This window comes from Rhizobium sp. J15 (genome assembly GCF_002531825.1).
Classification (GTDB): Bacteria; Pseudomonadota; Alphaproteobacteria; order Rhizobiales; family Rhizobiaceae; genus Rhizobium.
Window position 1 is genome coordinate 125,418 of the sequence record NZ_NWSX01000011.1, and the last position, 20,585, is coordinate 146,002.

Here is a 20,585-nt window from a genome sequence, read left to right on the forward strand (position 1 = left end):
CGGCTGCGCCATCGCGCGGCCGGTTTTTTATTTGCCCGCGAGAACCGGTATTACACAAACGCAAAAAAGCCCGGCAGAACCGGGCTCTTTTCGAATTCAGTCGGGCAGAAGCGATTAGAGTCCGAGGCCGCCGAAGCGCTTGTTGAACTTGGAAACGCGGCCGCCGCGGTCCATGAGCTGCTGGTTGCCGCCGGTCCAGGCCGGATGCGACTTGGAATCGATTTCGAGGTTCATGACAGCGCCTTCCGAACCCCAGGTCGAGCGGGTTTCGTATTCGGTGCCATCGGTCATGACTACCTTGATCATGTGATAGTCGGGATGGATGCCTGCCTTCATAACAATCTTCCTGCGATACCGGAGTTCATTTTGCCGCATGCAGTTGCGGCCAACGAACCGTTTGAATAAATGAAGCCGCAGTCGGATGGCTACGGCTTCCCATTAGGATGCGGTGCCTATACATGAAGGACGCCGCGATAACAAGAGCCAACAGGCCGCATTACGCTGGTCCTGCGGGCGAACGGAGACGATTTGGCAGAACAGGCAAGGGCTGAGGAAAACAAGAGGCGGTCGCTGCGGCCGCTTGGGCGGCTGACGCCTTACGTCATGCGTTATCGCGGCCTGGTGGCGGGCGCGCTGATTTCGCTGGCGCTTGCCGCCATCACCTCGCTGACGCTGCCGCTTGCCGTACGCCGCATGATCGATCACGGCTTCACCCGGTCCGACGGCAGCTTCATCAACAGCTACTTCGGCATGCTGATGGTCATGGCCATCGTGCTCGCTGTCGCAAGCGCGCTGCGCTACTATTTCGTCATCACCATCGGCGAGCGCATCGTCGCCGATCTCCGCCGCGATGTCTTTGCCCATGTGACGCGGCTGTCGCCCTCCTTCTTCGACGTCAACCAGTCCGGCGAGATCGTCTCGAGGCTGACTGCCGATACGACGCAGATCAAGTCCGCCGTCGGCGCCACCGCCTCTGTGGCGCTCAGGAACCTCATCCTCTGTCTCGGCGCCATGGGCATGATGATCGTCACCTCGCCGAAGCTTTCGAGCCTCGTCATCGGGGCGATCCCGCTGATCGTCTTCCCGCTCGTCGCCTTCGGCCGTTCGGTGCGCAAGCGGTCCCGCGCCGCTCAGGATACGCTTGCCGAAGCTTCGGCCTTCGCCAACGAGACGGTCGCCGCGACCCGCACCGTGCAGGCCTTCAACGGCGAGCATGCCGCAGAGGTCCGCTACGGCACCGCCGTCGAATCCGCCTATGACGCCGCCCGCGCCGCCATCCGCTCCCGCGCGCTGCTGACCGGCATCGCCATCACGCTGATCTTCGGCAGCGTCGTCGCCGTGCTCTGGGTCGGCGCCCACAGCGTGCTTGCCGGCACGCTCTCGGCCGGCACGCTCGGCCAGTTCCTGCTTTATGCCGTCATCTCGGCCGGTTCGCTGGGCGCCCTGTCGGAAGTCTGGGGCGAACTTTCCCAGGCGGCAGGCGCGGCCGACCGGCTGACCGAACTTCTCGATGAAGTCTCGCCGATCGCAGCGCCCGCCAACCCGGAAGCCCTTCCTTCGCCCGGCCGTGGCCACGTCGAATTTGCCGGCGTGCATTTCGCCTATCCCTCCCGCCCCGACAGATCGGCGCTGCACGGCTTGAGCTTCGCAATTGCGCCGGGCGAGACGGTTGCCATCGTCGGCCCGTCCGGCGCCGGCAAGAGCACCGTCTTCTCGCTGCTGCTGCGCTTCTACGATCCGCAGCAGGGCAGCGTGAAGATCGACGGCGTCGACGCGCGGCTGACGACGCCTGACGAACTGCGCCAGCGCATCGCCATCGTGCCGCAGGACGTCACCATCTTCGCCGCCTCGATCCACGACAATATCGCCTTCGGCCGCCCCGGCGCCTCCCGTGACGAGGTCCGCGCTGCAGCCATGGCCGCCCAGGCAGACGAATTCATTGCCCGGCTGGACCGGGGCTACGAGACCGAAGTCGGCGAGCGCGGCGTGACGCTCTCCGGCGGCCAGCGCCAGCGCATCGCCATCGCCCGCGCCATCCTGAAGAATGCGCCCGTGCTGCTGCTCGACGAGGCGACTTCCGCTCTCGACGCCGAAAGCGAGACGCTGGTGCAGAAGGCGCTCGACGGCCTAGTGGACGGCCGCACGACGCTCGTCATCGCTCACCGGCTGGCAACCGTGCTGAAGGCCGACCGCATCCTCGTCATGGACCAGGGCCGCATCGCCGAGGAAGGCACGCACCAGAGCCTGATCCGCCACGGCGGCATCTATGCGCGGCTGGCCCGGCTTCAATTCGATGCCGCCCATGAGGACGTGCTCGCCGCCGCGAAATAGCCGGCGTTGGCTCGTCGACAGCGACTAAAGTTTCATGCCGCCGCACCCTTGCCGCGGTTGCCTTTCGCGCCTCCTGCCCTACCCTCTTCATGCCCCGGGTGGGGATATTGCTGTTGAAATTCCTGGGAGGAGATAGGAATGGCGCTTTCCGATATCACGCGACGCACGGGCCTTGCGCTCGCTCTCGGCCTGACCGCAACGCTCGGTCTCGGCACGGTTTCCGTCGCCGCTGATTTTCCCGATCATGCGATCACCATGGTCGTGCCCTTCGCGGCCGGCGGCTCGACCGATGTCGTCGCCCGCATCGTCGCACAGAAGATGTCGGAGGATCTCGGCCAGCAGGTGATCGTGCAGAATGTTGCCGGCGCCGGCGGCAATCTCGGCGCCGGCAACGTCGCCCGCGCCGATCCGGACGGCTACACCATTCTGATGGGCACGGTCGCGACCCACGCCCTCAACCCGTTGATCCTGAAATCGACGCCCTACGATCCGGAAAAGGATTTCGCGCCGGTCTCGCTGCTCGTCGTCGTGCCGAACGTGCTGGTCGTCAATCCGGAACTGCCGGCAAAGACCGTGCAGGAACTGGTGGCGCTGCTGAAGGCCGAGCCTGACAAATACAGCTACGCCTCCTCGGGCAACGGCACGCCGCTGCATCTGTCCGGCGAACTCTTCAAGAGCATGGCCGGCGTCAGCATGCAGCATATCCCCTATAAGGGCGCCGGCCCGGCGCTGAACGACGTCATCGGCAACCAGGTGCCGATCATGTTCGACAACCTGCCCTCCTCCTCCAGCCACATCAAGGCCGGCACGCTGCGGGCGCTGGCGGTAACCACCGCAGCGCGCGCGCCCTCCTTCCCCGATGTGCCCACGATCGCCGAATCCGGCATACCGGGCTATGAGACCTATACCTGGAACGCGCTTTTTGCCCCGGCCAACACACCGAGCGAGGTGGTGACGCGCCTCAATGCCTCGGCCAACAAGGCGCTCAAGGATCCTGCCGTTGCCGAACGCATGAAGGAATTCAGCGCCACCATCGTCGGCTCGACGCCGGAAGAGCTCGCCGCCCATGTGAAGGCCGAGCTCGCCAAATGGGGACCGGTCGTCAAGGGCGCGAACATCCAGATGGAGTGATGCCGGCGCGTCCGTCTCCTTCGCTTGCGTCCAATCGAAGCGGCGGCAATTGGACGCCATGCAATCCATTTCTAATTAAGGTAGTGGAAAAGCTCACCATTTTGGTCTAGCCTCCGCCAAGCTGATGGTTGGAATTCAGCGTTTTGGGAGACATCAATGTATAAATTCGAAGTCTACAAGGATAAATCAGGCGAATTCCGTTTCCGCTTCAAGGCATCGAACGGCGAGACGATGTTCAGTTCCGAAGGCTACAAGGCAAAGGCATCCGCCTTGAACGCCATCGAATCCATCAAGAAGAACTCGCCCGGCGCCGACATCGTCGATACGACCAAGGCCGAAGCCTGATCAAGGCGGCAGTAGCGGCGTGAGCGCCGCTCTGCCCTTCCGCGCCCATGAGCAGCGCCGGTGCTTTCCAGCCCGGCCTGTTTGCTTATGAATTGCGCGCCATTTCTCTTTTTGCAGATTTTTTTGAAAGCCATGTCGAAATGACCGTTGGCCGCGCCTCATTGTCTCGGAACGGCTGAGCCGCTCCGCCGGGCGTCACGGCTGCCTGGATCAACGCCACCAACGAGATCAGGAGTTTCTCATGCAATATGCTCTCATCATTCGCGAAGCCGCCGAGGATTTCGCGCGACGCAGCGACCCCGTCTATCGCGACGGCTGGGTTGCCTACAGCAAAGCGCTGGCTCAAGCGGGGATCATGACCGGTGGCGCCGGACTGACGGCCCCCGAAACCGGCACGGTCATACGCCGCAAAGGCGAAACCCACGACGTTCAGGACGGCCCCTATCCGGAAGGCAAGGAACAGCTCGGCGGCTTCTATCTGATCGAGGTTCCCGACATGGATACGGCGCTCGAATGGGCGATACGCGTTCCGATCTCCGACAAGGGTTCGGTCGAGATACGGCCGCGCCTGCAGATGTGAGGCGGCAATGCCGCCCGACGCCGGACGCGCCGCCGAGCAGGTGGCGCGTCAATCCTACGGCAAGCTGATCGCCTTTCTCGCCGCCCGCTCGCGCGATGTGCCGGCGGCCGAAGACGCATTGTCGGAAGCGCTGGCTTCGGCTTTGCGCGTCTGGCCCGAACGCGGCGTCCCCGACAAGCCCGAAGCCTGGCTGCTGGTGGCCGCACGCCGCAACCTGGCCCAGGCTGCCCGCCGCCGCAGCGTCGCGGTCAATGCGCAAACGACGATATCGGTTGCCTTCGAAGAAGCGGAGGAGCGCATGAACGCGGCCGAGAAAGCCGTCTTTCCCGATGAGCGGCTGAAGCTGCTCTTCGCCTGCACCCATCCCGCCATCGACAGCTCCGTGCATACGGCGCTGATGCTACAGACCGTACTCGGCATCGAGGCGAAAACGATCGCACGCGCTTTCGTCGTTTCACCGGAAGCGATGGGCCAGCGACTGGTGCGGGCCAAGATGAAGATCCGGGATGCCGGCATTCCCTTTGCCGTTCCGCCTCGCTCCGCCTTGCCGGAGCGGCTTGCCGCCGTGCTTTCGGCGATCTACGCCGCCTATGGTCTCGGCTGGGACGGCATCGATGGTGAAGAAGAGCGCCAAGCGCTTGCCGGTGAGGCGATCTGGCTCGGACGGGCGCTTCTGGCGGTGCTGCCCGACGAGCCGGAAGCGATCGGCCTCCTCTCGCTGATGCTTCACTGCGAAGCCCGCCGCAATGGCCGGCGCGACACTGAGGGCCGGTATGTGCCGCTGGACGAGCAGGACACGCTGACCTGGAACGCGATCATGATCGCGGAAGCGGATGCGCTGCTGCGCAAGGCCGGAGGCTTCGATCGTTTCGGCCCGTTTCAGTGCCAAGCGGCGATTCAGTCCGTGCACGCGGCGCGCCGGCTCTCTGGGGCGACCGACTGGCAAGCGCTGGCGACGCTTTATGCGGCGCTGGTGATGATGAAGCCGACGCTCGGCGCGCGTGTCGGTCAGGCTGCGGTGATCGGCAGGGCGGCGAGCACCGCAGCCGGCCTGGAGCAACTCGACAGGCTCGATCCGCGCGATGTCGCAGCCTATCAGCCCTATTGGGCCGTGCGCGCCTTCCTTTTGGCGCGCGCCGGCGATAACCCCGCCGCAGCCGAGGCCTATATGACGGCGATCAGCCTCAGCGACAGTCCCGCCGTACGCGACTTCCTCACCGGCCGGCTGAAGCAGTTGCCACAGGCCACGCCGGGCTGATCATTTCTCGGTCAGCTTCAATTCGATGCGGCGGTTGGTGGCGCGGGCATCCGGCGTGTCGCCCGGCGCGATCGGCTGGAATTCGCCGAAACCGGCGGCAACGAGCCGGTCGGCCGGCACGCCCTGTCCGATCAGGAATTTGACGACCGAAATCGCGCGCTCCGAGGAAAGCTCCCAGTTGTCACGGTAGCGGCCGGTTCCGGCCAGCGGCACGTTGTCGGTATGTCCGTCGACGCGCAGCACCCAGTTGATCTCCGGCGGAATTTCCTTGGCGAGATCGAGCAGTGCTGCGGCGAGCTTCGCCATCTCCGTCTGGCCTTCCGGGTTGAGATCCGCTCCCCCCGAGGGAAACAGCACTTCCGACTGGAAGACGAACCGGTCGCCGACGATGCGGATATTTTCGCGGTCGGACAGGATTTCACGCAGGCGGCCGAAGAAGTCGGAACGGTAGCGGTTCAGCTCCTGCACGCGCGCGGCGAGCGCCACGTTGAGGCGGCTGCCGAGATCGGCGATTTTGGTCTGCGAGACGCGATCCTTCTCCTCGGAGGCCTGAAGCGCCGCTTCGACGGCCGCGATCTGGCTGCGCAGCGCTGCGATCTGCTGGTTCAAAAGTTCGACCTGGCTCAGCGCCCGCTCGCTCACCTGCTTCTGCTCGTCAAGCTCCTGCGTCATCGCGCCGATCCGCTTCTGGGCCGCGTCCTGGCCGCCGGAACCGGCGCTGAGCAGCGCCTGCAGCCGCGAACGCTCGCCCTCGGCGGTGGCAAGCGAGGCCTGCAGGTTGGCGACGGAATCCTGAAGATCCTGATTGCTGCCCTTTTCGAGCGCCAGAAGCTGCGTCAGCTCGTTGATCTGGCTGTTGAGGCGGTTCAGCACCTCGTCGCGTCCGGTGATCTCGCGGCTGAGGATGAACTGCCCGACGACGAACACCGTGAGCAGGAACATGATGGCGATGAGCAGCGTCGACAGCGCATCGACGAAGCCCGGCCAATAATCCACCGTGCGTTCGCGGCGGCGGTTGCGGGCAAGGGCCATGGCTTACTTGCCCTCGCTCTTCTCTGTCTGGCTGGCGCGGTCGCGCTGGCGCTCGGCCTTCTCGCCTCCCCGCTCCTGCAGGCCGATGCGCTCGGCCAGACGGTCGAGCGTGCGGCGCATCGCCTTCGCCTCGTCCTGCTGCGCCTCGATCCAGTCGCGCAGCATCTGCTGCTCGTTGCGCATGTTCTTGACAAGCCCTTGAATGCCTTCGGCAAGGCTCGCCATGGCGGCGACGGAGCGCTGGCTGCCGACGCCGCCCTCTTCGGAGACCTTGCGCAGGTAATCGGAGAGCGCCCGCATATCCTCCGAGGAAGAGCCGGAAACGGCCTCGAGGGCCGGCGCGAGATCGGAACCGACATCGGTGACCGAGGAGAGCCAGTTTTCCAGCTCCGTGTAGAAACGGTTCTGCGCGCGGCCGGCCTGCAGGTCGAGGAAGCCGAGAATGAGCGAACCGGAAAGGCCGAGCAGCGAGGAGGAGAAGGCCTGGCCCATGCCCGAAAGCGGCATGGAAAGCCCCTCCTTCAGCGCCGAGAGCACATCTCCGGTGCCGTTCGCGCCGGGATCCAGCGACTGGATGACGTTGCTGATCGAACCGATCGTGCCGATGAGGCCCCAGAAGGTGCCGAGCAGGCCGAGAAAGACCAGGAGGCCGATCAGGTAGCGCGAGACGTCGCGTGATTCGTCGAGACGGGTGGCGATCGAATCGAGAATCGAGCGCAGTGCCGTCGTCGACAGGGCCAGCGAAGTCTTGCGGCTGCCGATCAGGGCGCGCATCGGCGCGAGCAGCCGCGGATTGCGGTTGACCTTGTCGGCGCTGCCGGCGGCGCGGAAGGAATTGAACCAGCGCACTTCGGGGCGAAGCGCCAGCACGTGGTTGAAAACGAGGATGATTCCGACCGCGAGAACGCCGAGGATCAGGCCGTTGAGGCCTGGATTGTGCATGAAGGCGGTCTGCGTCTGCCGGAAGAGGATGGCGGCAATGAAACCGACGATGACGAGGAAGAGCAGCATCGTCCAGAGGAAGGGCATAGGGCTGGAAAGCCTGTGGGCGTAGCCGCCCGTCGTCTTTTCGGTGGAGCCGATCTCCGCCACATTCACATTTTCCATAGGTTCAGCAGCCTCCGAACTCATTGCTGGCGGAGACTAGAGCAACATTGTGCCGAATTGAAGTATGCCGGGGTGAAAACCGTGACTTTACAACAGGCGGATTTTCGTCAGCTCACTTGGCCGGGATCGGCCGCTTGATGACCTCGATCAGCGCCTTGTGGATGGCTTCGTTGCCGGCGACGATCGCGCCGCTCTCCAGAATGGCCGTCCCTCCGTCCCAGTCGGTGGCGAAACCGCCGGCTTCACGGATGAGCAGGATGCCGGCCGCCATGTCCCACGGCGCAAGCTCCGCTTCCCAGAAACCGTCGAAACGGCCGGCGGCGACATAGGCGAGATCGAGCGTCGGCGAACCGAGCCGGCGGATGCCGGCCACTTCGCCCATCACGTGGCGGAGCTCGACCAGGAACTTGCCGTGATTGCGCTTGCCGAGCGCCGGCACGCCGCAGCCGATGACGCAGTCCGACAGCGCCCGGCGTGCGGCGACACGCAGGCGCCGGTCGTTGAGGAAGGCGCCGCCGCCGCGCTCGGCGGTAAAGAGCTCGTCCGTCGCCGGATTGAAGACGACGGCGGCGACGATTTCGCCATTGCGCTCGAGCGCGATCGAGACGGCAAAGGCCGGGATGCCGTGCAGGAAGTTCGTGGTACCGTCGAGCGGATCGACGATCCAGCGATGCGCGCCGTCGGTGCCCTTGATCTCCTCGCCTTCCTCACCGAGGAAGCCATAGGTCGGACGCGCCTTGAGCAGCTCTTCCCGGACGATCTTCTCGGCCTTGCGGTCGGCGGTGGAAACGAAATCGCCCGGTCCCTTCACCGAAACCTGCAGGTTCTGCACTTCGCCGAAATCACGCCCCAGCGATTTTCCTGCCTTGAGGGCAGCCTGAACCATGACATTGAGAAGAGCTGAACGGGCCATCTGCGCATTTTCCTTGGGACTGATATGAGGCGCGCGCTGCCAGGGGCGGGAAATGTCCCTGAACATGCATGACAGGCAGCGCTGCAAAGATTGGCGGCCTCAAGACCACAAAATCGGGGAAATTTCAAGGGGAGGCGCGCATGGCTGCCCTGCCGCGCCGGAAATCGCCAATTATCGGAACGGATGTCAGAATTTCTGCTGCGTCATCAGCACTTCCCGGGCGATCTCGTTGAGCGGCAGGATACGGTCGACGCCGCCCTTGGCGATCGCCTCCTTCGGCATGCCGAAAACGATCGAGCTCGCTTCGTCCTGCGCCACCGTGTAGGCGCCGGCCTGATGCATTTCCAGCATGCCGCGCGCGCCGTCATCGCCCATGCCGGTCATGATGATCCCCATGGCGTTCGAGCCGGCCGAACGCGCCGCCGAGCGGAAGAGCACATCGACGGAAGGCCGGTGACGGGAGACCAGCGGCCCGGTCTTCACGCTCACATAATAGCGCGCACCCTGGCGCTCGAGCAGCATGTGCTTGTCGCCGGGCGCGATCAGCACATGGCCGCGCAGCACCGGATCGCCGTCGGCGGCTTCCTTGACTTCGACCTCGCAGAGACCGTTCAGCCGCTTGGCGAAGGCGGCGGTGAATTTCTCCGGCATATGCTGGACGATCACCACACCCGGCGCATTGGCCGGCAGCTCTTCCAGGAATTCGCGCAGCGCTTCGGTGCCGCCGGTGGAGGCGCCGACACAGACGACCATCTCCGTCGTCTTCGCCATCGCCCGTCCCGACGGCGGCGGCAGCATGGCATCGGCCGTCAGCTTCTTGGCCGGTCCCTCGGCCGAAGCGGAGCGGATGGTTCCGGCGGCGCGGCGCACGGCGGGAAGCCGCGCATGCGCAGCGCTCTTGACGACTTCGCGAATGCGCATGGCGTCGTCGGCAAGGCTGTCGGCGGCTCCGATCTTCGATTTGAGGATGACGTCGACGGCGCCCGCTTCCAGCGCCTGGATCAGCGTTTCCGAACCTGCCTCCGTCAGCGACGAACACATGACAACCGGGATCGGCCGCTGCGACATCAGCTTGCGCAGGAAGGTGATGCCGTCCATGCGCGGCATCTCCACGTCGAGCGTGATGACATCCGGGATCTCCTCCTGCAGCCTGCGCGCCGCGACGAAAGGATCGGAGGCCACCGCCATGATCTCGATATCGGGATCCTGCTCCAGCACATGGGCCAGCGTCTGCCGGACGCTGGCGGAATCGTCGATGATCAGAACACGGATTTTCTTGCGCATAAACGCCTCTAGATACGCTGGAACACCGTATTCGAGACCTGCTTCAGCGGCAGGTCGAAGCCGGTGATCGACTCGGAATGGCCGATGAACATGTAGCCGCCCTTCGCCAGGCAATCGCAGAGACGGTTGAGTACGCCGGCCTGGGTCTGCTTGTCGAAGTAGATCAGCACGTTGCGGCAGAAGATGATGTTCATCAAGTCGCCGACCGGATATTTCTCGTCCATCAGGTTCATCCGGGCAAAGCCCACCCTGCTGCGCAGCTTCGGATTTATGCGCACCTCCCTGCGGCCCGGCTGCTTGGCGACCAGCACATATTTGCGCTGCAGGTCGCGCGGCACGGGCGCGATCAGGTCTTCCGGATAGATGCCCCGGCGCGCCGTCTGCAGCACGTCGGTGGAGAGGTCGGTGGCAAGCACGCTGTAGGAAACGTCGTTGCGGTTTTCCGTAAATTCCGCCAGCACCATCGCCATCGTGTAGGGTTCGGCCCCCGTCGAGCAGGCCGAACTCCAGGTGCGGATGGTGCGCACGCCGCTATTGGCAATCGTCGGCAGCGCCACCGTCTGCATGTAGTCGAAATGCTTGGCTTCCCGGAAGAAGTCGGTCTTGTTGGTCGTCACGACATCGATGAGGTAGACGGTTTCCTGGGCAAGCCCGTCGTGATTGAACAGGAAGTCGCAATAATCGTCGAAGGTCGAATGGTTGGTTGCCCGAAGGCGGCGCCGCAGCCGCCCTTCGAGCATCGTCAGCTTGGTCGGCGGCATCTTGATGCCGCTATAGTCGTAGATGAACCGGGCAAGCTTGTCGAAGTTGCGCTTGCTGATCCGGTCGCCCGGCAATTGGGTTTCCACCGCTGCCATACTCATAAAACGCGGTACTCCGGGTTGACGCGGTCAGGCCGCCGATTGCAATGCCGAGGCGTCCTCGCGCGACAAGAGCCGCGCGAGATCGATGATGACGACAAAGCCGTTTTCACGGCGAACGACGCCGGCGATATAATCCGAACGCCAGCGCACGCCGATATCGGGCGCCGCCTCGATCTGGTCGTGCCGGAACGGCGTGACCTCGAAGACGCGGTCGGCGACCAAGCCGAGCGTCAAGAGTCGGCTTTCCATCGGCACGTCGAGGACGAGCACCCGCGTATGCGGCGTCGGCTCGGTCTTCGTCATGCCGAGCTTCAATCGAAGATCGATCGTCGGGACGCCCTGCCCGCGCACATCGCGCAGGCCGAGCAGATAGTCGGGACCATTCGGAATCTTGAAAGCTTCCGCATAGTCGAGGATTTCCCTTACGACCTCAACCGGCACGGCGAAAATCTCTTCGCCGAGGCTGAAGGTCACGAATTGCGCTTCCAGAGATGTTGGGGCCATGTTTAGGCGCTTTCCTTGAATTCGGCGTCCCCATCATCGGGACCGCCCATGGACATATCGAGGACGAAACCCCTTGCCCGCGCCTGCTGGCCGGCGACGCTGTTGGCGGCCGGTTTCTTGGCTGCAGGCTTGCGGGCGACGCCCGGAACCGGACTGCGGACGCTCATTCTCGCGGCCGTCGTGCGGGACTGGTGGTTGTCTGCGGTATCGACCTTGAAGAAAGCGATCGAGGCCTGCAGTTCTTCGGCCTGGCTCGCAAGCTCTTCGGAAGTCGCGGACATCTGCTCGGAGGCGCCGGCATTCTGCTGCGTCACCTTGTCGAGCTGCTGGATCGCTTCATTGATCTGAGCCGCACCGACATCCTGCTCGCGGCAGGCGGCGCTGATCTCGGCCACGAGTTCCGCCGTCTTGCGGATATCGGGCACCAGGCGGCCGAGCATGTCGCCCGCATCCTGGGCGGCCTTGACCGTATCGCTCGACATCGAGCTGATTTCAGCCGCCGCCGACTGGCTGCGTTCGGCAAGCTTGCGCCCTTCCGAAGCGACGACCGCAAAGCCCTTGCCGTGCTCGCCGGCACGAGCGGCCTCGACCGCCGCGTTGAGGGCGAGCAGGTCGGTCTGGCGAGCGATTTCCTGGACGATGCTGATCTTCTCGGCGATGGTCCGCATTGCCTGCACGGCGCGCGTCACCGCATCACCGCTGGCTTCGGCATCCTTGGCCGACTGGCGGGCGATCTTTTCCGTCTGGGCCGCATTGTCGGCATTCTGCTTGATGTTGGCGGCCATCTCTTCCATCGAAGCCGAGGCCTCTTCCGCGGAGGCGGCCTGCTCCGAGGCGCCCTGCGACACCTGCTCGGAACTTGCCGAAAGCTCCTGGCTGCCGGCCGAGACATTTTCGGCGGCCGAGATCGCATCGGCGACGACGCCGCGCAGCCGTTCGACCATCTGCTCCAGCGCGATGCCAAGCGTATCCTTCTCCGAGAGCGGCTTCGGCGAAACCATCAGGTCGCCGCCGGCGATCTGCGTCGCGATGTCGGCTGTGGCACGAAGGTTATCCGTCATGACGTTGATGGTATTCACGAGATCCCTGATCTCGTCATTGCTCCGGATCTCCACCTTCTGGTTCAGGTCGCCGACGGCGACGGCGCTGGCAGCCTCCATGATCTTGCGCAGGCCACTGTTGACGCCGAGCGCGATCCACAGCGCAGCCGCAAACGCGATGAGGGAGGCACCGATCGCAATGCCGATCAGCATGTTCTTCGTGGAGCCATAGAGGACGTCGGTGTCGTTATCGGCCTGGGTCATCGCCTTCTGCTGCAGCGCGACGAGGGTCTCGAAAACCTCTTCCAGTTCCATGACGACAGCACGAATCTCGCCCGACGAAAGTGCGGCTGCCCCTGCCCTGTCGCCGCTTTCCTGGGTGGCCGCGACTTTGGCGGAGCCTTCGCTGAAGCGTTTGGCCAGCTCGATCAGCCTGTCCCATGTCGGCTTGCCCTCGACAGTGGCGAGCTGTAGACCGCTTGTCGCCAGGGTGAGCATTTCATCCGCGCTCCTCGCCGAGTTCTGATAATCCTTGATCGCCGTTTCCGGGTCCATTTCCAGAAGCGCATTCTTCTGCCAGCGAACGGCGTTGAGCTCGGCCGTCTTCGCCTCCAGAGCCAATTCCAGCCTTTTTGCCGGACCGGAGATGAGGCTGCCGACAGCATCGTTCAGTGAGCCGAGGCTAATGATTCCGTAAATCGCGCTCCCCACCAGCAATAGAATGACAAAGCCAAATGCGGCTGCGAGTTTAAGTTTAATCGTAATACGCATCTCAATATTCCTCTCTGAGAGCGAAGCAATAAATCTGGACCGGTGGGCGCGGCATCATGCAGCAAGGAAATTCCGATAGGCGAAAACATGCCACGGAACGCTATTCACGGACTTCCGGACCTGTGTCCGCAGGCGCCGGAAGCTTGCGCCGCGGGCCGCGCTGACGGCCCACGACAAGTGCGCGGGGAGGCGCTCAGCGCCCCCCCAAGGGAGCGCTAAGCGCTCTCCTTGAATTCGTCATCGACAGTGTCGGGACCGCCCATCGACATATCGAGGGCAAAGCCTTTCACACGCGCCTGCTGGCCGGCGACGCTGCCGGCGGCCGGTTTCTTGGCCGCGGGCTTGCGGGCAGCGGCCGGGGCCGGCCCCCGTGCCGCCATCCTGGCAGCCGGCGCGCGCTCACGGCGGCTGCCCGCCATGTCGACCTTGAAGAAGGCGATCGACGTCTGCAGTTCCTCGGCCTGCGAGGCGAGTTCTTCCGAGGTCGCCGACATCTGCTCGGAAGCGCCGGCATTCTGCTGCGTCACCTTGTCGAGCTGCTGGATCGCCTCGTTGATCTGCGCCGCGCCGATATCCTGCTCGCGGCAGGCCGCACTGATCTCCGAAACCAGCTCGGCCGTCTTGCGGATGTCGGGCACCAGGCGGCCGAGCATTTCGCCGGCTTCCTGGGCTGCCGTCACGGTGTCGCTGGACATCGAGCTGATTTCGGCCGCCGCCGACTGGCTGCGTTCGGCAAGCTTGCGCACTTCCGAAGCCACGACGGCAAAGCCCTTGCCGTGCTCGCCGGCGCGGGCCGCTTCGACCGCCGCGTTGAGGGCAAGCAGATCGGTCTGGCGGGCGATTTCCTGGACGATGCCGATCTTCTGGGCGATCGTGCGCATGGCATCGACCGCGCGGGAGACAGCCTCGCCGCTCGCTTCCGCATCCTTGGCCGACTGGCGGGCGATCTTTTCCGTCTGGGCCGCATTGTCGGCATTCTGCTTGATGTTGGCGGCCATCTCTTCCATCGAAGCCGAGGCCTCTTCCGCGGAAGCCGCCTGCTCCGTGGCGCCCTGGGACACCTGCTCGGAGCTTGCCGAAAGCTCCTGGCTGCCGGCCGAAACATTTTCGGCGGCCGAGATCGCGTCGGCGACGACGCCGCGCAACCGCTCGACCATATGCTCCAGCGCAAGACCCAAGGCATCCTTGTCGGAGAGCGGCTTCGGGGACACCGTCAGGTCGCCATTGGCGATCTGATCCGCGATCCCCGCGGTGGTCCTGAGGTTGGCGATCATGCTCCGCATCGCGATGCCGAGCGTATCCTTGTCCGAGAGCGGCTTGGCATCGGTCGTCAGGTCGCCCATGGCGATCTGGTCGGCAAGGGCCGCCGTCGCGCGCAGGTTTGCGGTCATGGTGTTGACGGTATCGATGAGATCCTTGATCTCGTCATTGGTCCTGACGTCGACCTTCTGATTGAGATCGCCGATAGCCACGGCGTTTGCGACGCTCGTGATCTTCCGCAGGCCGTTGTTGATTCCGAGCGTGATCCACAAGGCGGCGCCGAGCGCCACGAGCACGGCGATACCCGATGCCGTGGTGAGGATGAGCTTGGTCGAATCGTAAAGCTCGGTATTGGCATGGTCGGTCGCCTGCATGCTCTTGCGCTGGATCTCGATCAGGGAAGTGATCGCGCCAGCCATATCGTCGGTCATCACCCTGAGATCGCCGAGCGAAAGCGAAAGCGCGCCTGCTTTGTCGCCTCTGGCGTCGAGCTGCTGCAGTTCGGCGGATTTTTCGCGGAATTTTCCGCCGATCGCCCGCAGCTTCTCCCAATGGACCTTGCCTTCTGCCGTGGCGATGGCAAGGCCGGCATCGACGGTGTCGAACATGGCCTGCAGGTTCTGGTCGGCTTCCTTGTAAAAGCCGGCGGCGGTCTCGGGATCGGTGGAGAGCAGCGCGTTCTTCTGCGCGCGGATCGCGTTGACTTCGGCAATATTGGCATTCAGCGCCAGCTCCAGGCGGCGCACCGGTCCATCGATCATATTGCCGCTCGCCTCGTTCAAGGTGCCGAGGCTCAGGCTTCCATAAACCGCGATGCCGATCAGAAGCAGTGTCATGACTGCGAAGGCAAGGCCTAGTTTGAGCTTAATGGTGAAACGCATGTGATACCCCGTTCTATGCGCCAAAACGATTGGATAGAAAGACGTTCCGGTCCAAGGAACGCCGAACTTTCAGAGTGATGTGTCTGAGAGGGGGAAAGCGACTGCATTCACTTCCCGGCAGCCGAACATCCATCGGTCGCTGCGCCAACGCCTACACGCGTTGGGGATATTTCCGCCTCGGGCCACAGGAGCAGCCCGAGGGATCACACGAGGGGAAGCGTTTACGCGCTTTCCCCAGGGGAGTGCTTATGCACTCTCCCAGAGGGGAGTGCTCAAGCACTCTCCCTGAAATCGTCGTCGCCGTCGTCAGGACCGCCCATCGACATATCGAGAGCAAAGCCCTTGAGGCGCTGCTGCTGTGCCGAAACCGTCTGGCCTCGGCCCTGGCTTTGCGCCTGCGGAGCCGACTTGCGGGCAGCCGCCGGCCCTTTGAGCACCTTGGCCGGGCCTTTCGGCGTCTTCCGGGCGCCGGAGCGCGTGCTGCCTGTCGTGTCGACCTTGAAGAAGGCGATCGATGTCTGCAGTTCCTCGGCCTGCGAGGCGAGTTCTTCCGAGGTCGCCGACATCTGCTCGGAAGCGCCGGCATTCTGCTGCGTCACCTTGTCGAGCTGCTGGATCGCTTCATTGATCTGCGAAGCGCCGATGTCCTGTTCGCGGCAGGCGGCGCTGATCTCGGAAACCAGTTCGGCCGTCTTGCGGATGTCGGGCACCAGGCGCCCGAGCATCTCCCCGGCATCGGCGGCGGCCTTGACGGTATCGCCGGACATCGAGCTGATTTCGGCTGCGGCCGACTGGCTGCGCTCGGCAAGCTTGCGCACTTCCGAAGCGACGACCGCAAAGCCCTTGCCGTGCTCGCCGGCACGAGCAGCTTCGACGGCTGCGTTGAGGGCCAGCAGATCGGTCTGGCGGGCGATTTCCTGCACGATGCTGATCTTCTGGGCGATCGTGCGCATGGCATCGACGGCGCGTGTCACGGCTTCGCCGCTCGCTTCCGCATCCTTGGCGGACTGGCGGGCGATCTTTTCCGTCTGGGCCGCATTGTCGGCATTCTGCTTGATGTTGGCGGCCATCTCTTCCATCGAGGCCGAGGCCTCTTCAGCGGAAGCAGCCTGCTCCGAAGCGCCCTGCGACACCTGCTCAGAGCTTGCCGAGAGCTGCTGGCTGCCGGAGGAGACGTTTTCGGCGGCCGACAGCGCGTCGGCGACGACGCCGCGCAGGCGTTCGATCATGATGTTGACGTTGCCGAGAAGCTCGCCGATCTCGTCATGGCTGGTGATATCGGCCATCTTCGTCAGGTCGCCTTCGGATACTTCGCGCACCACGGTGTTGGCGCGGCTCAGGCCCTTGCTGATCGTGCTGGCGATCCAGAAGGCGGTAATGGCGGCAATCACCAGCGCGACGGCGGCGACGGCGATCATCGTCGTGCGTGTCGTCGCATACTGCGCGTCGGCATCGGCGTCGGCGGCCTTCATACGCTGTTTTTCCAGCGCCAGGATTTCGGCGAGCGTCGAGTCGATATCGTTGGCGGCGGCACGCGCCGCCGTGATGGAGACGCTGTTCGCCCCATCCGTATTGCCCGCCTTCAGATAGTCACGGATCTGGTCGTCGGCCGCGTTGAAGGCCTTGGAAAGCTCGGCGATCCGCGCCCAGCGAGCCTTGCCTTCTTCGGTGGCGAGCCCCAGCACATGGTTGAAGGCCTCGTTGAAGTCCTTGCGAGCCTGGTTGCCCTTGTCGATCGCGCCGGCGCTCTCCTCGGGTGTGCGGGCGGTCAGCAGGTTCTTCTGTTGGCGGATGGCTTCGAGCTGCGCAATGTTGATCTGCTGCGCAAGGTCGAGGCGGGCTGCCGGGCCGGCAAGAAGATTGCCGATCGTATCGTTCAAGGATCCAAGGCTGAAAATGCCGTAAGCGGCGGTGCCCAATAACATGAGAATAATGAAGGTGAACGCCGTCACCAGCTTCGTCTTGATTGTCAGTTTCATCGTTTTAACCCCCGTTTGAATTCATCCGGCGTCAGTTTGCGGCCCCCGCCGCATCGTGCCTCGATGAAAAAATCGCCTGAAGATTTGGAAGGATGATGAACTCGCCGCCCCTCTTCACCAGGCAGTTGATGTAGTCGGCGCGCCAGCGCATGCCGACGCTCGGCGGCGCCTCGCTCGCAGTCTTCGCAAGCGTCGTCACCTCGTTGACCTTGTCGGTTCTGAGGCCGACCAGCGTCGGCTCGCCCTGCAGATCGATCTCGATGACGATGAAGCGGCTGTCGATCGTGGCTTCGGCCGCCTCCATCCCGAAGGCGAGACGCAGGTCGGCAAGCGGAATGACCTTGCCGCGAAAGTTGATGACGCTCGCGACGAAAGGCTGGCTGCCCGGCACCGCGGTTTCAGGAAGCAGGTCCAGGATTTCCTGGACGATGACCGCTTCCAGCGCGAAGGTCTCGCCGTTGAGATCGAAGGTCAGCACCTCGACTTCCTCGGCATAGCTCCAGTGATTGTCGAACCGTTCGGCTGTTGCTGCTGCACTCATCCTGCTACCCGCAATTGCGCCTCCTGTTGCTGACCCGCGGCAACCAGGTGCCCGACGTCGAGAATGAGAGCGACGCTGCCGTCGCCGAGAATGGTAGCACCCGAGAAGGTCGCCACGTCGTTGTGCAGTTTCGACATCGACTTGATCACCGTCTGGTGGTCGCCGATGATCTGGTCGACGACGAGGCCGACACGCTCGGTGCCGGTCGAGATCACCACCACCTTCTGATGCACGTCGGGTTTGGTGCCGGTGCGGAAGAGATCGCGCAGGCGCAGGAACGGCACCAGGCTGTCACGCAGCGAGATGAAGCTGCGGCCGCGCGAGCGGAGATCTTCCTCGAGCGACAGTTCGAGGCATTCCTCGACCGCCGAAAGCGGGATGACGTAGCGGCCGGAGCCGACACGCACGAGCAGCCCGTCGATGATGGCAAGCGTCAGCGGAATGCGCAGCGACACTTCCGAACCCTGCCCCGGCACGCTGACGATATCGATCGCGCCGCGCAGCGCCTCGACCGTCTTCTTGACCACGTCCATGCCGACGCCGCGGCCGGACAGATTGGTGATCGCCGCGGCCGTCGAGAAGCCGGGCGCGAAGATCAGCTGCAGGAGCTCGGAGTCCGACAGCGGCTGGCCGGGATGGATCAGGCCGGAGGATTCCGCCTTGGCGCGAACCCGTTCGCGGTTGATGCCGCGGCCGTCGTCCTTGATCGAGATGATCACTTCGCCGCCGGCCTGGCGGGCCGAAAGCGTCACCGTGCCGGCCTCGGTCTTGCCGGCGGCCAGGCGATCGGCAGGCGTTTCCAGACCATGATCGATCGAGTTGCGCACCAGATGCACCAGCGGATCGGCCAGGCGCTCGATGACCGTCTTGTCGACTTCGGTGGTCTCGCCCTCCGTCACCAGCTCGATCACCTTGCCGGTCTCGCGGGCAAGATCGTGGACAAGGCGGCGGAAGCGGGAGAAGAGGGTCGCGACCGGCACCATGCGCAGCACCATCATCGTGTCGCGCAGTTCGCCGGAGAGACGTTCGATTTCTTCCGAGACGGAACGCAGCGCGATATCGGCGCTGGCGCTGGCGAGCTGGCTGAGGCGCGATTGCGCGATGACGAGCTCGCCGACGCGGTCCATCAGTTCGTCGAGACGTTCGGCCGGGACGCGCACATTCTCGGCAGCCTTCGCCTGGCTGGCGGCGGCGGGCGCCTCGCGCTTGACAGGAACCGCTTCGACGAGCCGGAATTCCGGCACGGCGGCCGGTGCAACCGGCGCCGGCGCTGCCGAGGCGACAGGAGCAGGCGCCGGCTTTGCTTCAGGCGGGGCAGCCGTTGCCGGCGCTACGCCGTCGATCTCCTCGACACTGAGTTCCATATCGTCGAGCACGAAGATGAAGACGTCGTCGATCGCCGAACGGTCCTGTTCGCTGGTCAGCATCACATCCCAGGAAACGTAGAGTTCCGTCGGCGTGAGTTCATCGAGAGGCGGAATGGCTGAAGTGTTGGCGCGCACGGTGCATTCGCCGAGATCGCGCAGCTCGTCCAGCAGGCCGAGCGGGTTGGTGCCATTGGCCATTGAATTGGCCGGCAGGCTGAAGCGGATGCGCCAGCTGTTCTTCTTCTTTGCCGGAACGTCGCACACCTGGGGAATGGCGGCCGCCGTCGCGGCCGGCGCCGGCGCCTTGCCGCCGACGGCGGCCTGCAGTTGGGCCAGAAGCTTCTGCCCGGTATCGCCATGATCGGCATCCGGCTGATCGACGAGCGCACGCATATGGTCCTGGGCGGCGAGAACGGCAGCGACGAGTTCGCTGGTCGCCGCCACCTCGCCCTTGCGGACGCGGTCGAAGGCCGTTTCGCAATGATGGGTGAAGGCGGCGAGCGCCTCGAAACCGAACATCGCACCCGAGCCCTTGAGCGTGTGGAGCCCGCGGAACACGGCGTCGACGAGATCCTTGTTGTCGAGCTGGTGCGTCAGGTCGAGAAGCCCGGCCTCGATCGCCTCGAGGCATTCGGCAGCTTCCATGCGGAATACGGCGACGGGATCGAGCGTGCTCATCTTCCTAAGACCTTTTTCACGATCTTGACCAGATTTTCCGGATCGAACGGCTTGGTCAGCCAGCCGGTAGCGCCCGCGGCCTTGGCGCGAGCCTTGAGGTCGGCGTCCGATTCCGTCGTCAGGAAGATGATCGGCACGCCTGCCTGCGCCGGCAGCTTGCGCAGTTCCTCGATCATCGTCAGCCCGTCCATCACAGGCATATTGAGATCGGTCACGATCAGATCGAAGCTGCTGCCCTTGGCCGCCGCGAGGCCCTCTGCCCCGTTCACCGCCTCGGTGACGCTGTAGCCGGCATTGGTCAGCGTGACCTTGGTGGTCAGACGAATGCTGGCGGAATCGTCTACGGTCAGGATATTTGCACTCATAACGTCACCTCTTTATGCAACCAGAACTTTGTGCCTTCTTGATCGAAGGATTCTATAAAACCTGCGCGCTCAAGTACCTTCAGGACAGAGCCGCTGGCCGGCGAAGATAACTTGAACGTCTTTCCCTCGGCCTTTGCTTGACGGCGCGCGGATTCGATGAGTTGAACGAAACTCAGATCCGCTTCGGCACCTTCGGGAATGCTGATGATGATCGCATCTTTACTATGGAGTTCGTCAGAGATCTTGGAATGTAATTCAGACGCATAGCGAATACTCAGCCCGTCCGGGAGATTTATAGATTCATAATATTGCTTTGGAGTATCCAATGCAGCCTCCTGGGCCAGGGAAATACTTG

At 63.9% G+C, this 20,585-nt stretch carries 20 protein-coding genes; 6 read left to right on the top strand and 14 right to left on the bottom strand.

The window, feature by feature from the left end; all coding sequences use genetic code 11:
• Positions 1–114 precede the first annotated feature (114 nt).
• Positions 115–336: a 50S ribosomal protein L31 gene (rpmE, locus tag CO670_RS12695; RefSeq protein ID WP_003566413.1), complete on the bottom strand. Its 222-nt coding sequence runs from the start codon at positions 334–336 to the stop codon at positions 115–117.
• Between the two features lie 192 nt (positions 337–528).
• Between rpmE and CO670_RS12700 the strand changes: the two genes are divergently transcribed.
• The 6 genes from CO670_RS12700 to CO670_RS12720 all read left to right on the top strand — a co-directional run bounded on the left by CO670_RS12700 (position 529) and on the right by CO670_RS12720 (position 5,645).
• Positions 529–2,331 (top strand): ABC transporter transmembrane domain-containing protein, encoded by a 1,803-nt coding sequence (locus CO670_RS12700; RefSeq protein ID WP_097590557.1) that lies wholly within the window; start codon positions 529–531, stop codon positions 2,329–2,331.
• Positions 2,332–2,469: 138 nt separating this feature from the next.
• Positions 2,470–3,462, top strand: coding sequence for a tripartite tricarboxylate transporter substrate binding protein (locus CO670_RS12705; RefSeq protein WP_097590558.1), 993 nt, complete (start codon positions 2,470–2,472; stop codon positions 3,460–3,462).
• A 156-nt stretch (positions 3,463–3,618) separates the two neighbouring features.
• The gene (locus CO670_RS12710) at positions 3,619–3,807 is read left to right on the top strand and encodes a YegP family protein (protein WP_088677931.1); all 189 of its coding nucleotides are present in this window, start codon (positions 3,619–3,621) and stop codon (positions 3,805–3,807) included.
• Positions 3,808–3,854: 47 nt separating this feature from the next.
• The gene (locus CO670_RS33635; RefSeq protein WP_280951339.1) at positions 3,855–3,986 is read left to right on the top strand and encodes a hypothetical protein; all 132 of its coding nucleotides are present in this window, start codon (positions 3,855–3,857) and stop codon (positions 3,984–3,986) included.
• Positions 3,987–4,048: 62 nt separating this feature from the next.
• Entirely contained in the window at positions 4,049–4,387 is a 339-nt protein-coding gene (locus CO670_RS12715; RefSeq protein ID WP_097590559.1) for a YciI family protein, read from the top strand.
• Between the two features lie 7 nt (positions 4,388–4,394).
• Positions 4,395–5,645, top strand: a complete 1,251-nt coding sequence (locus CO670_RS12720) for a DUF6596 domain-containing protein (RefSeq protein WP_097590560.1) — start codon at positions 4,395–4,397, stop codon at positions 5,643–5,645.
• Here the strand turns inward: CO670_RS12720 and CO670_RS12725 are convergent, their stop codons facing one another.
• From CO670_RS12725 to CO670_RS12785, 13 genes are all read right to left on the bottom strand, one after another.
• Positions 5,646–6,677: a peptidoglycan -binding protein gene (locus CO670_RS12725; RefSeq protein ID WP_097590561.1), complete on the bottom strand. Its 1,032-nt coding sequence runs from the start codon at positions 6,675–6,677 to the stop codon at positions 5,646–5,648.
• A gap of 3 nt (positions 6,678–6,680) precedes the next feature.
• Positions 6,681–7,784, bottom strand: a complete 1,104-nt coding sequence (locus CO670_RS12730; protein ID WP_097590562.1) for a MotA/TolQ/ExbB proton channel family protein — start codon at positions 7,782–7,784, stop codon at positions 6,681–6,683.
• A gap of 112 nt (positions 7,785–7,896) precedes the next feature.
• A complete protein-coding gene (locus CO670_RS12735) occupies positions 7,897–8,697 on the bottom strand; it encodes an inositol monophosphatase family protein (RefSeq protein WP_088686436.1) in 801 nt (266 codons plus the stop codon).
• Between the two features lie 186 nt (positions 8,698–8,883).
• Entirely contained in the window at positions 8,884–9,981 is a 1,098-nt protein-coding gene (locus CO670_RS12740) for a chemotaxis response regulator protein-glutamate methylesterase (RefSeq protein ID WP_097590563.1), read from the bottom strand.
• An 8-nt stretch (positions 9,982–9,989) separates the two neighbouring features.
• Positions 9,990–10,844, bottom strand: coding sequence for a CheR family methyltransferase (locus CO670_RS12745; protein ID WP_097590564.1), 855 nt, complete (start codon positions 10,842–10,844; stop codon positions 9,990–9,992).
• 27 nt (positions 10,845–10,871) lie between these two features.
• On the bottom strand, positions 10,872–11,348 hold the full coding sequence (locus tag CO670_RS12750) for a chemotaxis protein CheW (protein ID WP_097590565.1): 477 nt from the start codon (positions 11,346–11,348) through the stop codon (positions 10,872–10,874).
• A gap of 2 nt (positions 11,349–11,350) precedes the next feature.
• A complete protein-coding gene (locus tag CO670_RS12755) occupies positions 11,351–13,159 on the bottom strand; it encodes a methyl-accepting chemotaxis protein (protein ID WP_097590566.1) in 1,809 nt (602 codons plus the stop codon).
• A gap of 215 nt (positions 13,160–13,374) precedes the next feature.
• Entirely contained in the window at positions 13,375–15,300 is a 1,926-nt protein-coding gene (locus CO670_RS12760; protein WP_097590567.1) for a methyl-accepting chemotaxis protein, read from the bottom strand.
• Between the two features lie 272 nt (positions 15,301–15,572).
• Complete coding sequence (locus CO670_RS12765) at positions 15,573–17,279, bottom strand: methyl-accepting chemotaxis protein (RefSeq protein WP_097590568.1); 1,707 nt, start codon at positions 17,277–17,279, stop codon at positions 15,573–15,575.
• Positions 17,280–17,310: 31 nt separating this feature from the next.
• Positions 17,311–17,820 carry a chemotaxis protein CheW gene (locus CO670_RS12770; protein WP_097590569.1) on the bottom strand — a complete coding sequence of 170 codons (510 nt, stop codon included), beginning with the start codon at positions 17,818–17,820 and terminating at the stop codon, positions 17,311–17,313.
• Positions 17,817–19,865 (bottom strand): chemotaxis protein CheA, encoded by a 2,049-nt coding sequence (locus CO670_RS12775; protein ID WP_097590570.1) that lies wholly within the window; start codon positions 19,863–19,865, stop codon positions 17,817–17,819. Before CO670_RS12775 ends, CO670_RS12770 begins: the two co-directional genes overlap by 4 nt.
• Complete coding sequence (locus CO670_RS12780; RefSeq protein ID WP_008533128.1) at positions 19,862–20,230, bottom strand: response regulator; 369 nt, start codon at positions 20,228–20,230, stop codon at positions 19,862–19,864. Before CO670_RS12780 ends, CO670_RS12775 begins: the two co-directional genes overlap by 4 nt.
• Positions 20,227–20,556, bottom strand: a complete 330-nt coding sequence (locus CO670_RS12785; protein ID WP_097590571.1) for an STAS domain-containing protein — start codon at positions 20,554–20,556, stop codon at positions 20,227–20,229. Before CO670_RS12785 ends, CO670_RS12780 begins: the two co-directional genes overlap by 4 nt.
• Between the last annotated feature and the right edge of the window lie 29 nt (positions 20,557–20,585).